Here is a 14,825-nt window from a genome sequence, read left to right on the forward strand (position 1 = left end):
GACCCATTTCATATGATATACCGTCCCTCATTAGGCTTAATCCACCCAATGTATCGGATGTGACAGGGAGGGTGGTAGTTTGGTATTGGCGTCGCCCTTCGCTGCATTAAGCTGGGACTGGGTAAGGAAAATGCTGTCCGTCAGGTCAGCTCCCCTTAGATCGGCATCCCTGAGATCCGCACCGATCAGATCAGCGGCTCTCAAATCAGCTCCACTGAGATCTGCGGCGATCAGATATGCGCCTCTTAAGTTCGCGTATCTCAGGTCGGCTCCTTTCAGTTTAGCTCCGATGAGATCGGCTCCAAGGCTGCCGATCTTCCGGCGGACAGGATTATCTCTGTGTAAACGGCGCGCATTCTCCCGTACGAGTTCACTTGTTTGAAGGAGCAGCCGGTTCATCTCGGACCGGTGTGCTGAGATATCCAGCCGTAACAGGGATTCGGGTGGAAGCAGAGTGAACCGCTTCGTCTCGTCCAGTGCCTCTCTTAAGTTGGAATGTATCTCCTGCGCTGGCTGCAATGTCATGGCTTCGTTCAGGTACCATAACAGCTCATGAAGCTGTCGCATGACCGGGAATACATTGAACATTTCCTGTGCCGTTTCCGGAGCTTGCCTCCAATCACGGCCGTTATAGGTAACCTGCGAAACCATCTGTCCCGCTCCGAAGCAATCAAATACGGCGCAGCCTCGCATGCCGCGCTGCCTCAAGCTGCCGTGAACGCCGCAGCGAAAGTCGGATTGCAGATGGTGACAAGGCGTCCCGCCATCTTTATTCATGGCAAAGTCAACCGAGGCCGCGAAGGGCAGCGCGACGCAGCATAATCCAAAGCAGCTGCTGCAGTCGGATTGCAGATTCATACGGTTGCGTTCATTGTGAGCATGGTCTTGTCTGTCTAACATCACTTACAGGAGCTCCTTCCCAATCCAATATGTAAAGCGGTTTACATTTATATATTTATAGTAAAACATAATGATGGCCGCACCATATAAGTAAACTTGGTTATAACTGTTTTATACCATGCGAGACGATTAATATGAGGGAGCGTAAATGGGGCGTGCTATACGAATAAAGCTTAAGCTGTCAAGAAACGTCGGCAGCTTATTTGTATGTTAAATGCAAAGTTGACGGATAGTATATAATGGAATTCGTGATTTCTTATCTGAAAGCATGCAGGTTTTAAACCATTTCAGGACATATGTCCTTTCCTGAGTTCAGCCATTTCACTTTTAATAGTATACAGACCTATATACATGAAGGAGTTTGAACCATGAGGGGAATTATATTTGCATTCATTGGCGGAGCTTGCATTACACTGCAAGGCGTAGCGAATGCCCGGATCAGTCAGGATATGGGCACCTGGCAAGCCGCAACGGTAACGCAGCTGACCGGATTCATGATGGCTTTGGTTATTCTACTGTTCGTCCGGGACGGAAGCAAGCAAGGATTTGGACAGGTCAAGCCGCTTTATCTGATTGGAGGAGCCTTGGGAGCGCCCATTATATTCAGTGAAGTTACGGCCATTCAGAATATCGGTGTTACGTTAACGATATCTGCATTGTTAATAGCGCAGCTATTTTTGACTTTCCTGATCGATAGCAACGGCTGGTTCGGAGTGGTGAAGAAGAGGATGAGTTTGCCACAATTCATTGGCATCGGGATGATGATCGCTGGAGTGGTCATTATAAAATTATGATGAGGCACGGCTGGTGCCGAAGATTGGAAGGCTGGAGAGGGAGATAGAAACGTGAAGGAAATTCATAATGCAGAGCTTCTGCGAAACTTTCTGCTGAACCATGAGATGGAGTCCGTGTTTCATGAGGAGTTAATGCCTTATTTGGTGTTGTATCGCTTCGATCAGGGGGATATCATCTGCACGCAAGGAGAACCTGCCGAAATGCTGTACATCCTTGTCCAGGGGAAAATCAAAATATACACAACCTCTGCGGAAGGCAAAGCCCTCGTTCTTTCCTTCAAAACACCTCTTGAGGTGATTGGAGATATTGAATATATCCAAGGGAATCCGATGATTAATACGGTTCAAGCCGTCTCGCCCGTGTACATGATTGGCGTGCATTATCGCTGGTTACGAAAATACGGACAGGAGCATTCGCCGCTGCTGCAATTTTTATTGCGCATCATTACACGAAAATTTTATATTAAATCCAATTTCCTAAGCTTTAATTTGCTGCATCCGGTAGAGGTGCGGTTGGCCAGTTATTTGCTGTCGGTCTCGGTAGAGGATTCGGACACGCTCAAGACAGATGATCCAACCGCATTCAACCTCACTGATATCGCGAATTTACTCGGAACCAGTTACCGGCACTTAAACCGCGTGATTTTGAAATTTAGCCAAGAGGGTCTGATTGAACGCCGCAAGGGATTCATTCTGATTAAGAATCGAGAAGCTTTGACAATTGTAGCCGGCAGCAATATTTATGAAGAGTAACACGCAACAATATGAATCATTCAGCAAGGGAGATCGAGCATGATAGCAGGATTAATATTAGCACTTATCGCAGGTTCACTGGTCAGTCTGCAAAATATCTTCAATAATAGAGTCAATGAAAAAACAGGATCATGGTCCACAACCACCTTGGTGTTAGGCATGGGCTTTGTGGCTTCATTAAGCATGAGTCTTATCGTGGAAGGTAAGGGTACGTTTAATATTCAAAATATGGAGCCTTGGTACTGGATCAGCGGATTGATCGGTGTCGGTGTGGTGATCTGTCTCGTGCAGGCGACAAGGCTGCTGGGAGCAACGTTCGCTATTTCGATCGTCATGACCTCACAGCTCGGCTTTGCTTTGTTATGGGACTCCCTCGGCTGGTTAGGCCTGGAGAAGGTTCCCTTTACGATGAACCAACTGATCGGTGTTGTCGTTATTGTCGGAGGCATCCTGGTTTTTAAACTGGGCGGGAAACATGAGCAGCAAGAGGCGGCATAAACCTGTGTTTTAAATGATGAGGAGGAATCCATATGAATACGGAGATTGATAAAATCGCCTGGCTTCATATCGTAGATGGAAGGATATTAACTGCTCGTTCCAAAGGCAAGGACACCTATTATCTGCCTGGAGGGAAACGCGAACCGGGAGAATCCGATATCGATACGCTGGTGAGAGAAATCGAGGAGGAGCTGTCTGTTCGAATCAACAGAAAGACGGCAGCGCACGTCGACAGTTTTCATGCGGCCGCTCACGGTAAATTAGAGGGCGTTCAAGTAACGATGACCTGTTACACCGCGGACTATGAAGGAGAGCTGAACCCAGCTTCGGAGATTGAAGCCTTAGCTTGGTTCACTTATAAGGACAGGGAACGTGTATCCGCCGTTTGTCAGATGATTTTTGATTATTTGCATAACGAGAAGATGCTGGCTGATTAAGCCTTCAGGCAAGCTGGAACAGCATGATAATGGCATATATGAATGCACTAAAAAAGACGCTCCGACCGGAGCGTCTTATTATATGCGGAACAAATGTTCGTTTTATGGGGCATCGAAATTAAATACTTGTATATTCGGCTTTGATATTATTAGTATAACTCAGCCCTCATTATAAGTCTATATTTTGGCAGGGAAATGCTCTATAGTTTGTAATACCCGGCCGGGAGACGTGTTTAGCGCGGAAGCTTTTTACCATGCGCTGTTTGGATAGAAAGAGGGAGTCTTGTGCACATACGATTATGGGATAACAATTTAAAGGTCCGGTTGTTGGGCGAAGGGCTGTTCAATATGTTGTATTGGATGTACTTTCCCTTCATAACGGTTTATTTTGGTCAGTCTCTGGGCAATCATATCGCGGGTGTTCTAATGACGGTCCCCCCGATATTCAGCATTATCGGCAACCTGCTTGGGGGTGCCTTGGCGGATCGGTTAGGCCGACGGCCCATCATGCTGCTTGGCGCTTCGTTACAAACGCTCATGTTTGCGCTGTTTGCGCTATCGCCTTCACATTGGATGGATTATGCGGCTTTTATAGCGATTGGATTCGGCGGAGCTATCTATAGACCGGCCAGCACGGCGATGGTGGCGGATCTGGTTCCGGCACAAGAACGGCGACAAGTATTCGCCATGTTTACGACAGCCAACAATGTGGGCGCTGTACTGGGTCCGGCACTCGGGGCTGTTTTTTTCTTCCAATATCGGCAAGAGCTCTTGTGGTCCTGTTCCATCGTTCTGCTGGCATACTTCATCTCCATATACTTCATTGTTCATGAAACATTGCCAGCGTCAGCGAGAATCACAGAACGTTCAGCCTCGATCCAACATGCATTCAAGGAACAATGGAGAGGCTATGGCATTATATTCAGGGATAAGGTGTTTCTGCTGTATATTTTGGCGGGGATCTTTGCGCTTGTGACGATCATGCAATTGGATATGTATCTAGCGGTGTATGTCATCCATTATGTACCTTCCCAAGCACTGATCCATTGGAACGGAAATTCGCTTATGCTGTCGAGCACAGAAATATTAGGCTGGCTGCTGGGGTATAGCGGACTATTGTTTGTCCTGTTTCTGATCCCGATCACAAAATGGTTCCACCATTGGAAGGAGCGCAACGTATTTGTCCTGTCTTCACTGTTGTCCGGAATCGGTACGTTTGCCCTTGGTTTACACACGAATATTTGGTTCCTGTTCTTTGTAACGACGGTGTTCACGTTTGGCGAAATGGTTCGTTCTCCGGTGACACAGAGCTTTATCAGCCGTTATGCTCCCGAGCATGCAAGAGGTCAGTATATGGGGGCGGACAGTTTGCAGTATACGATCGGCAGGTTTTTTGCACCGGTGACGGTATTCCTGTCCGCTTGGCTGCCGCCTATGGGAATCTTCACCATCATTCTGGCAGCAGCACTGATCAGTGCGGTGCTGTATACCCTGCTGTTCAGAATTTATGAAGAGGGCAGGGCGTAGGAAGAGAATAGTGTTTGCAAAATGGAGCCAGCCCGGTTGTATCACAACCGTGAGCTTGTTCCCTTAAACATACAAATAATTATATTTACAAACCGATGGTCGGTATATATAATAAAAATACAGAATATTCAAATTGGAGGTGAAGGAGATGGTACCATTAGCAGCCATGCTGGTTTCGCTTATATTGTTTCGGACGCTGGGCTGGGCAGGGTGGGATTACATGAATGATTGGGTGACTTCCCTGCGGTTTGCGGTTGCCATCATGTTTTTGGTAGCCGCATCGGCGCATTGGGGCAGACTTCGAGGTGATCTGATTGCCATGATGCCGCCAAGAATACCGAATGCCCAGATCCTGATCAGTCTTACAGGTATTCTTGAGATTGCGGGTGCGATTTTGCTTCTCATCCCGGCAACTGCGATGGCTGCGTCAACAGGGCTGGCACTAATGCTCCTGGCTATGTTTCCCGCCAACATATATGCGGCCCAGAAGAAGCTGACACTTGGGGGCAAACCGGTCACTCCAATCGGAGCGAGAACGATTATGCAAATGCTGTTCCTTGCTGCGGTTCTAGGAGCAGGATGGCTTCCGCCCCAGGGGTAACCAACCGAGAAGAAGGAGGATTCCAGATGAAGCAGGAAGAACGGCGCGAGCAGACCAAGCGGATATTGCTTGAATCCACGGAAGAACTGATAAGGGAGAAAGGCTGCAGCCAAACGACGCTTAATGACATAATGAAACGGTCCGGCATGTCCAAAGGAGCCATTTTTCATTATGTATCCAGTAAAGACGAACTGTTTGTCCATGTATTGAAAGCCAGGCTTGCGGAACAGAACGAGCATTTCATGAGCGAAGTGAACAAGCAAGGGGACATCAAGGAATTTGATGGTCCGATGAATACCATCATAAACAGCATGTCGAGCCTGGAAAGCCGGGATGACGTAAGCAACCTCATCTTGATGTACCTTATCGGCAAAAGCGATCAGCCCGAGATCGCTGACATCGTTGCGGGCTTCTATAAGGAAGCCACGGCCACCTCCAAGCAGTGGATTGTAACAGGTCAGGAGGCAGGTGTTATCACCGATACAATTGATGCTGAACGGACAGCCGAGCTGTTCGAACTGTTATCCTTCGGGCTGCGGATGCGGGGACTGATCGGAGTGAAGGGAAATGTATTCAGTACCAAGGAATATTCGGATTTTATAACCGACATTCTGCGGCCCGGGAACAAAGAGGGGGGCAGGGAAGGCCTATGACATTGTGGTTATTTCTTCACATCGCCGGATGCGTGCTGTTCCTGGGCAATATTATCACGGCAGCTTTCTGGAAAGTGAGGGCAGACCTAAAGGGGGATCCAACGGAAATCCATCATACGGTCAAAAATGTTATGCTAGCCGATTATGTGTTTACCTTGCCAGGCTTGCTGCTGCTGATTATTTCTGGAGTCGTTATGTCTGTACAGGCGGGATATGGAATGGGTGGAATGAGCTGGCTGGCGGTCTCTTTGATCCTGTTCGGCATCACAGGCATATTGTGGGCAGGGATTTTGATACCACTGCAAAAAGGAATGATTCGCCTTAGTCTGGAATCGATAGGCGGCGGAGTTATTTCTGATAGATACAAGAGAGTGTCGATGTATTGGGCGGTAGGCGGGACGGCAGCAACACTACTGCCGGTAATCATCTTGTACTTGATGATCAGCAAGCCTTTTTGAATCAAGAAGGACGGTCGCCTTGGTGACGGTCCTTCTTTTTAGTTGAGGATTAAATGGCAATCAGCTGCACTTGATTGACCGAGCGCCGACAGATGTTCCGGACCGCATCACGTAGTGGCGTCAGTTCCTCTTGCAGCTTCTCAAGCCAGCGAATATTTGGTAATAGACGGCATACGATTAGGCGAGAAAGCTTGCGAAGAGGGAGGATGCTGATATGTCCGCTTACAATGAGCAGCAGTTGGTGCAGGCGGTTAAGGCCAAATTGCCTAACGGCGCAGAACTGGTAGAGAAGGATGCATCGGGTGCGCATGAAGCCGTTTATGCAGCTGACATTACGGGAGATCGGGTGCCTGAAATTGTGGGAGTATATCGATTAAACGGTGAACTTTATGTAATGGTCCTCATGCACCGTCAGGGAGGCTGGGAAGTCGTTGCCAACGTGAAGGGACAGGGATATGGCGTCACTTTAATGACGGCCGCACCGGTGCTGGGTCATAACGTAAACCAGTTGATCATAGGCTGGCAGATCGGCGCCATCTGGTCTAAGTTGTCGATATATGCCTGGACACCGGAGGGGCTGAAGGATGCAGCACCCGCGGATATGACCTACAGCCATATCGATATCGTTGATTTGCCAAGTTCGATCGGGACGGATGGTCAGGCTGAAATCGCGCTGTGGATTCATGATACAGGCGAAGCTTACCGGGTTGAGGTCGTTAGATGGAATCATGGGGCGTTTGAAGCTGCACCGGACGTTTATCCGTATTATTTTCCCGCCGTAGTGGGTTACTACGAGAGGCTGACCCAGGAACACCCGGATTATTCATTCTATTGGTATTATCTGGCGGATGCGCAATATCGTGCGGGAATGCCGGAAGCTGCGCTGAAGTCCGTCCGTAAGGCACTCTCTTTTGCAGAGCCATACCCTGAGCGCCATACGCTGCTTGAGCTTGAGCGCCGGATTCAGGAGATGCTGGCTGGAAGAGGAGAGGCACAGCTGGGTTCCCGGTTATACCCGGCATCTGTGAAGACAACGAGTGGAACCCGATGGGGATACATTAACCATAGCGGTGAGATGGTGATTCATCCGGTATATGATGATGCACAGGATTTTCAGGATAACGGTCTTGCAATCGTAAGTGCACACGGCAGCTATGGTGTCATTGATAGAAGCGCCCATTATGTTGTGCAGCCCCAATATCAGTCCATCAGTCCTTTCTCGGAGCATCGCGCGACGGTCATGGATGGTCAAGGCTTTAAGATGATTAACGAACAAGGGGTAATTCTGACAAGTCGGGCGTATCCATACATTGCAGAACTGCGTGAAGGAAGGGCCGTGTTCTATGTTACCGATCATGACAGCGGTGATGGGGATAACAGCCGTTACGGCTACCTTGATGCCGATGGTCATGAGGTGATTCCTGCTCGGTACGCGGACGCGAATGATTTTGTTGATGGTAAAGCTGTTGTGAAGTTAAAAGATGATGATTATGCGCTCATTGATCTTCATGGACGGAAACTGGCCACGTATCACTTTGCCTATGTCGGACCGCTTGGCGAGGGCTTGCTTGCCTTTCAGAAGGAGAGCACGGGCAAATATGGCTACATCGATGAGCAGGGGGAAATCGTCATTCCGCCGACCTATACATCGGCATTTCCGTTTCACGATGGCAGAGCTATTGTAAATACAGCTGAAGATTACAAGTCGAAGTATGGCGTCATCAATAGACAGGGGACCTGGGTGATCCATCCGGAATACAACGATATTCGGGATTTAACGGAAGAACGGTTTGCGCTCGGGCGCGCGATTGATCCTGAACAGCCTTTCATCGGCTCGATATATGCGATTGCAGATTGGGACGGGAAGATGCTATCTGACTTTACGTATCGCGATATCTCCGACTACAAGCACGGTTTGGCCTCCGTGTATAATGCGAAGCAAACGTATTTGATTGACCGTACCGGCAAACCTGCGCCGGGTTTTCCCCGAGTGAACGGCAGCGGTACGCTTACGCTCGAACCCGGAGGGTTGATTAAGGCATTGGTCGATCTGCGTCTATCCTATCTGGACCGGTCGGGACGTCTCGTCTGGGCGCAGAATACCGTTATTCCGCTGCAGCGGCCTTATCAGGTAACAGAAGAGAAGTATAAGCCGAATCCGGATTATCTGATCTATTATCCGCAGGTCACAGGAATGAGAGACCAGGGGACTCAGCAAACCGTGAATACCAAGCTGAAGGATATGTCTGGGGTGAAGCCGATTCCTGCTGATAAGAAGCTGGATTATTCCTATTCCGGTGATTTCGACGTAATTTTCTTTAAGCAGAAGCTGCTTGAAATGGAGCTGAACGGATATCATTATCCTTTTGGAGCCGCCCATGGCATGCCAACCAAAGTGTATGCCGTGATCAACATGGAGAATGGAAGCATGTACAGCTTGAAGGATTTGTTTAAACCGGGCAGTGATTATGTCGCAGAGCTCAGCCGGATCGTTGGCAAGCAGATTAAGGAAGATCCCCAATATTCGTATGTATTCCCCGGCAGTTATACGGGAATCGCCGCAGACCAGCCCTTCTATGTGACAGAGAATGCCCTTCATCTGGTGTTTGCACCGTATGAGATCGGCCCCTATGCCGCAGGTTTTCCCACTTTCACGATTCCTTTTGTTCAGATTAAAGACATCCTCAATACGGAAGGCGAGTTCTGGAAGGCGTTTCATTCCTGATGCTGAGCACGGAGAAGGTGAACCGGATCTTGTATAAAAGCGTCGAAGAGCTCGGTTTGATCAGAACCGGGCTCTTTAGCTTGTGCAAATGCAAATATGTTATCATACTGCCTTGCAATGGCACTATTCTATTTGGGACAAAGCTGTTACATTATATGAATACAAAACAATAGTAGAGTAGAGGTGTTTGACACGCATGCTTCATAACCCAACAGGAAAAGAACGCCTCGGATTAGCCTTGCTTCTCAGCTTGCTTGGTATATTAGGACCGTTCAATATCGACATGTATTTGCCCAGCTTTCCCGAGATTGCCCATGATTTTGGGGCGCGGGCTTCGCTTGTCCAGCTGAGTTTGACCTCCTGTCTCATCGGACTCGCGGTTGGTCAGATCATTGTTGGACCGATCAGTGACGCTCACGGAAGAAGAAAGCCGTTATTAGTCTCGCTAGCCTTATTTGCGATATCCTCCTTGTTCTGTGCACTGGCACCGAATATTACGGCACTGGTTGTTGCCAGATTCCTGCAGGGATTCACGGCGGCGGCCGGGCTTGTGATTTCACGTGCTGTTGTGCGCGATGTGTTCAGCGGGCGTGAGCTTACTAAATTCTTTGCGCTGCTGTCGGTCATTAACGCGGTTGCCCCGATGGTTGCCCCGATGTCAGGCGGAGCCATCCTGCTGCTGCCGTTTGCAAGCTGGCACACGATCTTTTATTTCTTGAGCATATTCGGTGTCTTCATTGTACTGATCGTTGCCTTTCGGCTGAAGGAAACCTTGCCGCAGGAGAGAAGAACGCCAAGCTCGCTGGGCCATTCCGTCCGTACGATGGGAAGTTTGTTCAAGGATCGTTCCTTTATCGGGTACGCCCTGACGGTGGGTTTCATTCACGGAGGCAGCTTTGCTTACGTTTCGGGAACGCCGTTTGTGTATCAGGGAATTTACGGTGTTTCACCACAAATGTTTAGCGTACTGTTCGGGATTAACGGGATCGCTATTATTACGGGAAGTTTCATTATTGGACGGTTTGGCGGCATCGTTCATGAACGAAGCTTGCTCCGGGTCGGAGTCATCATGGCGGTGAGTGCAACGTTCCTGTTGTTGCTGATGACGATGCTGAAAGGGCCTCTGGCCATCGTTGTTATATTGATATTCATCTACATGATCACCATTGGAATGGTGGCAACAAGCACATTTACGCTGGCCATGGAGAAGCAAGGACACCGCGCAGGAAGTGCAAGTGCTGTCATAGGTTTGCTTCCACTCCTGCTGGGATCCATCGTATCACCGCTTGTCGGTATGGATGAGTCTACAGCCGTGCCGATGGGAGCCATCCTGTTCATCACGTCCGTACTCGGCTCGTTGGCTTTTTTCAAATGGACCAGGAAACATGAAACCGAATCAAAAGACGACATGAGAGGAGCGGGATTGACATGACATCAAACCGAATGATTCACTCCGTTATTTTTTCATTGAAGCATGAGAAGGGCTCTGCAGAGGAGCTGCGTTTTCTGGAGGATGGGCGATCTGCCCTTAGTACGATTGAAGTGGTTCAGGAGTTCAAGGTGTTCAAGCAGATCAGCCATAAGAATACATACGATTTCGGATTCTCCATGGTATTTGATAGCGAAGCTGATTATGAAGCATACCATGTGCATCCGCAGCATGTTGCCTTTGTAGAGGATCGCTGGGAGAAGGAAGTCGTACAGTTTTTGGAGATCGATTACAGCGAGGTTTAATATTCGCATCTCTGTAGGTACCGCCGAGGAGAATCAAAATACGGCTTGAGGCATTAAATGGAATTTCACTGCTTATGAAATAAGAGGAAAGTAAAAAAAGGACCGCAAAGGGTCCTTTTTTCATATCTATCATAAATTTTTGAGATTGCCCCGGTTCTCGATTTTGGTCGTGACCTTAAGCTCGAAGTCCAGCTCCGGGTAATATTCGGATCGCCATCTGGACAATTGCTCACGGGTCAGATCGTTTCTGAAAAATTGGCCTAATGCTAATATATCCGCTTCGTCCTGCTGGGTTTGCTTAAATAAATGCTCTAATCGAGAGGTGAGCAGTTGCTCCAATTTATCTTTAATCTCTTGTTCCGTGGGATGGCCCTTTGAATCCAGAATGGTGACATTCAGCTTCAGATTACTCCTCAAAAAAGCCTGGTCATTCTTCATCCAGCTCTTATGGGTAAGTTTGTTGCTGATAATCTGTACTGTCGCACTGTCCATAACTTCGAGCTTGCCATAGGCGCTTTTTCCATAAAAAGCGTTAGCGACCAGCGTTTCCTCCGGACTGATCTGTCCCGTCATCTTCCCATTCTTGATAATGGCCGAGCCAATGCATTCGATATTCGTTGTCTTTCCTGAGCGAATAAGCGGAACGATGACATCATGCGTATAGGAATTAATGCTTCGAAACATTTCCCATACCCGTGTATCGGCTAATTGGGGATTCCATCCGGCGTTTTTTTCGAAAAAATCATAAATGATATTCCCGCTGTTCAGAGTCTTTGCCTTTATCTCGGAGAAGAATTGCTCCAACGGCTGTTCACTGATAGCAAACAGCGTTTTGGAAGAAATATCACGGGACCGATTAAAGGCCGACACGACGTCCTGCATTCCGCTTTGCGCAAATTTCTTATCCACAATAACAATTTTCAGATGAAGCAAATCAACTTGAGATTCCATATTCATACTCATATGGTCAATGACCTTGTTAATGGTGTCTCCGGTATCCGATACAATCGTAATGTTGTTGGAATCATCCGCTGACGGGATATCCAAGAAGATTTTGTACTGATTATGCTCGGTCAGGGATATCCCCATGATGACAGGGAGGGCTCGATGGTTAATATCTTTGTTGTCCCAGCAGCCGCTTAATAAAGGGAGAAGGATTATCGAAACCATCAGAAGTTTCATCCTCCAACGAAAAGGGGTTCGTATGATCATCATCAAGATACCTCCGCTTTACGATTGGCTTTGTTCTTGAGCCGCCATCCCATAATGAAAGTGAGCACGGGGATGACAATGAAAATGTATAACCTGAGCGGGATGATCCCGATCTGCAGCTGTTTCAGGAAGTCCCAGTCCGGAATGGCCAATGAGATAACAAATAGGAGAATCGTCAACCCGATTAGCCCGTAAGGATCGGGGATAAAGGGCAGTGCTTTTTTCGTTAAGGTCATTAAAGTCCATAGGGTGACTGCCATGTATAGCAGAGCAAAAGTCCATCTAAACTAGAGCGAGGAAGAATATGGTGATCCGGTACAAACATCAGCCAGGTCACGTTCACCGTATCGATCGTCATCAGCATGGGGAATTCATACAGCTCAGCGGTCGATTGGCCAAAGGTCAGCAGGGGAAGATATACCGACAGCAGGTACATTGGGAGCAGCAGCAGTCCGCCGATGGCCATCTTTTTCATGTTGATAGGAATAGAGACGGGGAGTAGTCCCAGAAAAAAGAATCCCCCCGCATACACAAACAGACTAACTTGAAATTCTACATCCGTTATGAAGGTAAACGTTTGTTTATGGCCGACGAACGGCAAAGCGTAATACCAATCGACATTCTGAAAGGATAGATACAGGACAAACAGGAGTGGACCCGAGAACAAGATAGCAAGTAATAAGGCTGTTCTGGCCATACTGCCAATTCCCTGCCAAGCCATTACAAAGGCGACAAGGAACAGGAGCAGCAGGATGGCCCACAGGGGTGTGTTGGATAAGAAAATCAGCGTGAGCATTTCAGAGTAGGCACGAATAGTTACGATAAACGCAACGACCAGGTACAGGAAGGCAGGCAGCAGGACAATCCATGGAACAACCCTGCCTGCACTTCGGAATATATCAATGACCGTTTGATTTTTGGCAAATCGCAAGCCCATGATATATAAGAAAACAACGGTCATCTGTACGGCGTAGCTGAATACAATGCCTATCCAGTGCCCGGTTTGCATAGCAGAAAAAAACCTCGAGGGATATAGAAAAAAGATAAGCCCCATATGACAGACCACGTACATTACGGCTGATTGAAGTCCGCCTTTAGCCATTGGGTTCATCCTTCTGGGTCAATGAGGGCATGGACAAGTAAGGAACACCCATGCTGCTCTGGTTGCCTATGTAGGCGCAGATAAGCACAATCCCCGCGAGCAGACCCAATACCCCGTAAATAGCAGATAAAATAATGAGCAGATACTTGAAGACCCTGATCGGCACAGAGTTCTGAAATCCGACTACCGTCGAAGAGGCAATGGTGGTGCCCGCCAGCACGATGATTAACAGATTGCTGACGAGTTTCGCCGCAACTGCGGCTTGCCCGAGGATAATGCCTCCGACCATCGTAACGGTCGGTCCTATGCTCTTGGGCAGGCGAATGCTGGCTTCCAGTATGAGCTCCAGCACAACCAGAAGCAGTAAAGTTTCCACCATGGCGGGATACGGGACGTCTTGACGGCTGTGGGCAATGGATAGCGCCAATTGCAGCCTCAATACTTCTGGGTTTACGGACACCAGGGCAACATAGAGACCCGGAATGATGGTGGCAATCAGCGCGCCCAGAATGCGAAGTAAGCGGATAAGATACATGAAGGGCAGCGGGAAATTGTGATCATCCTTCATGCAGAACATATCCCAGATCAGACTTGGGATGATGACCGCAAACGGCAGTCGATCAATCATTAACACGACTTTCCCTTGCTGCAGGGAATGTGCCGCATTCTGCGGGAGCTCGGTTGCGTTAAACCGGGCTACCAGCGTCCAGGGGTTTGATCCCAGAATTTTCTCAAGCTGCTGCAGATGCTGGATATCCTTATCCAAACCGGCTTCAATTTTCTTCCGGAGGTTGTCGATAAGCGCGGGCTTAACCTGATCCTCAACGTAGATTAACAAAACGGCTTTGGGATTGCTCTTTCCGACCTTGTAAGTTTCTACTTTCAAGTTGGTCGCTTGTGCAGTGTTTCCGAAGGATGCCGATATTGGTGTTGAGATCTTCAAGAAAAGAGCTGCTGGACCCATACAGGGTGTTCTCCGTTTCAGCCGGTCCGATCGACCGGGTAACAACTTTGGATATAGGAAGGACAGCGCAGCATGTTCCTGACAGAGGTTCCAGCACAATCAAGTTGCCCTTTATGATGTCAGGCACAATTGCACCCAGATCGGGGTCCACAAGCTGTCCAATAATCTTGAGCAATGAATCCGGTGACAGCGAGTCATCGACCATGTTTGTTGTCTGCGTCTGGAGCATAGCAATGCTCTGAGGAAGATCGACCAAAGAATCCAAGCCGATCACCTGAACTCGATATTGCAGCAATTGAATTTCTACATTGAAATAATCGGCATTTGCCCTGAAATAATCAGCCAAACGCTGTTTGAGATCCATACACTCACTCCCTAGTCCATGCAATACATGATTTAGTTATCATTTCCATTCTATGTTTTAATTTATGCATGAAAGGAGAATGGGGAGGAGAAGCAACAGTCAA

Annotated in this window: 17 protein-coding genes; 11 read left to right on the forward strand and 6 right to left on the reverse strand. The window is 48.3% G+C overall.

The window, feature by feature from the left end; genetic code table 11:
- Positions 1 to 36: 36 nt before the first annotated feature.
- Positions 37 to 900, reverse strand: coding sequence for a pentapeptide repeat-containing protein (locus PVOR_RS13870; protein WP_006209893.1), 864 nt, complete (start codon positions 898 to 900; stop codon positions 37 to 39).
- A gap of 368 nt (positions 901 to 1,268) precedes the next feature.
- Between PVOR_RS13870 and PVOR_RS13875 the strand changes: the two genes are divergently transcribed.
- The 11 genes from PVOR_RS13875 to PVOR_RS13925 all read left to right on the forward strand — a co-directional run bounded on the left by PVOR_RS13875 (position 1,269) and on the right by PVOR_RS13925 (position 11,080).
- Entirely contained in the window at positions 1,269 to 1,694 is a 426-nt protein-coding gene (locus PVOR_RS13875; RefSeq protein WP_006209895.1) for a DMT family transporter, read from the forward strand.
- A 51-nt stretch (positions 1,695 to 1,745) separates the two neighbouring features.
- On the forward strand, positions 1,746 to 2,447 hold the full coding sequence (locus tag PVOR_RS13880) for a Crp/Fnr family transcriptional regulator (protein WP_006209897.1): 702 nt from the start codon (positions 1,746 to 1,748) through the stop codon (positions 2,445 to 2,447).
- A 39-nt stretch (positions 2,448 to 2,486) separates the two neighbouring features.
- Positions 2,487 to 2,945 (forward strand): DMT family transporter, encoded by a 459-nt coding sequence (locus tag PVOR_RS13885; protein WP_006209898.1) that lies wholly within the window; start codon positions 2,487 to 2,489, stop codon positions 2,943 to 2,945.
- A 32-nt stretch (positions 2,946 to 2,977) separates the two neighbouring features.
- Positions 2,978 to 3,382, forward strand: coding sequence for an NUDIX hydrolase (locus PVOR_RS13890; RefSeq protein ID WP_006209899.1), 405 nt, complete (start codon positions 2,978 to 2,980; stop codon positions 3,380 to 3,382).
- A 285-nt stretch (positions 3,383 to 3,667) separates the two neighbouring features.
- Positions 3,668 to 4,909 carry an MDR family MFS transporter gene (locus PVOR_RS13895; protein WP_006209900.1) on the forward strand — a complete coding sequence of 414 codons (1,242 nt, stop codon included), beginning with the start codon at positions 3,668 to 3,670 and terminating at the stop codon, positions 4,907 to 4,909.
- Between the two features lie 148 nt (positions 4,910 to 5,057).
- Complete coding sequence (locus tag PVOR_RS13900) at positions 5,058 to 5,510, forward strand: DoxX family protein (protein WP_006209901.1); 453 nt, start codon at positions 5,058 to 5,060, stop codon at positions 5,508 to 5,510.
- Between the two features lie 26 nt (positions 5,511 to 5,536).
- Complete coding sequence (locus tag PVOR_RS13905; protein WP_006209902.1) at positions 5,537 to 6,163, forward strand: TetR/AcrR family transcriptional regulator; 627 nt, start codon at positions 5,537 to 5,539, stop codon at positions 6,161 to 6,163.
- Complete coding sequence (locus tag PVOR_RS13910; RefSeq protein WP_006209903.1) at positions 6,160 to 6,621, forward strand: DUF2269 family protein; 462 nt, start codon at positions 6,160 to 6,162, stop codon at positions 6,619 to 6,621. Before PVOR_RS13905 ends, PVOR_RS13910 begins: the two co-directional genes overlap by 4 nt.
- A gap of 214 nt (positions 6,622 to 6,835) precedes the next feature.
- Complete coding sequence (locus tag PVOR_RS13915; RefSeq protein ID WP_006209904.1) at positions 6,836 to 9,346, forward strand: WG repeat-containing protein; 2,511 nt, start codon at positions 6,836 to 6,838, stop codon at positions 9,344 to 9,346.
- A gap of 196 nt (positions 9,347 to 9,542) precedes the next feature.
- Entirely contained in the window at positions 9,543 to 10,778 is a 1,236-nt protein-coding gene (locus PVOR_RS13920) for a Bcr/CflA family efflux MFS transporter (protein ID WP_006209906.1), read from the forward strand.
- Positions 10,775 to 11,080: a Dabb family protein gene (locus PVOR_RS13925; protein WP_006209907.1), complete on the forward strand. Its 306-nt coding sequence runs from the start codon at positions 10,775 to 10,777 to the stop codon at positions 11,078 to 11,080. Before PVOR_RS13920 ends, PVOR_RS13925 begins: the two co-directional genes overlap by 4 nt.
- Before the next feature lie 129 nt (positions 11,081 to 11,209).
- On the opposite strand, the gene PVOR_RS13930 is transcribed toward PVOR_RS13925, so the two are convergent.
- The 5 genes from PVOR_RS13930 to PVOR_RS31740 are packed head-to-tail and all read right to left on the reverse strand — an operon-like array spanning position 11,210 to position 14,722.
- Positions 11,210 to 12,250: a Ger(x)C family spore germination protein gene (locus tag PVOR_RS13930; RefSeq protein WP_234972872.1), complete on the reverse strand. Its 1,041-nt coding sequence runs from the start codon at positions 12,248 to 12,250 to the stop codon at positions 11,210 to 11,212.
- A 44-nt stretch (positions 12,251 to 12,294) separates the two neighbouring features.
- Positions 12,295 to 12,528 (reverse strand): hypothetical protein, encoded by a 234-nt coding sequence (locus tag PVOR_RS31735; RefSeq protein ID WP_006209910.1) that lies wholly within the window; start codon positions 12,526 to 12,528, stop codon positions 12,295 to 12,297.
- The gene (locus PVOR_RS13935; protein WP_006209911.1) at positions 12,528 to 13,394 is read right to left on the reverse strand and encodes a GerAB/ArcD/ProY family transporter; all 867 of its coding nucleotides are present in this window, start codon (positions 13,392 to 13,394) and stop codon (positions 12,528 to 12,530) included. The genes PVOR_RS31735 and PVOR_RS13935 overlap by 1 nt, the downstream gene beginning before the upstream one ends.
- Entirely contained in the window at positions 13,387 to 14,280 is an 894-nt protein-coding gene (locus PVOR_RS29640; protein WP_234972873.1) for a spore germination protein, read from the reverse strand. Before PVOR_RS29640 ends, PVOR_RS13935 begins: the two co-directional genes overlap by 8 nt.
- On the reverse strand, positions 14,216 to 14,722 hold the full coding sequence (locus PVOR_RS31740; RefSeq protein ID WP_052649276.1) for a spore germination protein: 507 nt from the start codon (positions 14,720 to 14,722) through the stop codon (positions 14,216 to 14,218). Before PVOR_RS31740 ends, PVOR_RS29640 begins: the two co-directional genes overlap by 65 nt.
- Between the last annotated feature and the right edge of the window lie 103 nt (positions 14,723 to 14,825).

Source organism: Paenibacillus vortex V453 (assembly GCF_000193415.1).
Classification (GTDB): Bacteria; Bacillota; Bacilli; order Paenibacillales; family Paenibacillaceae; genus Paenibacillus_AQ; species Paenibacillus_AQ glucanolyticus.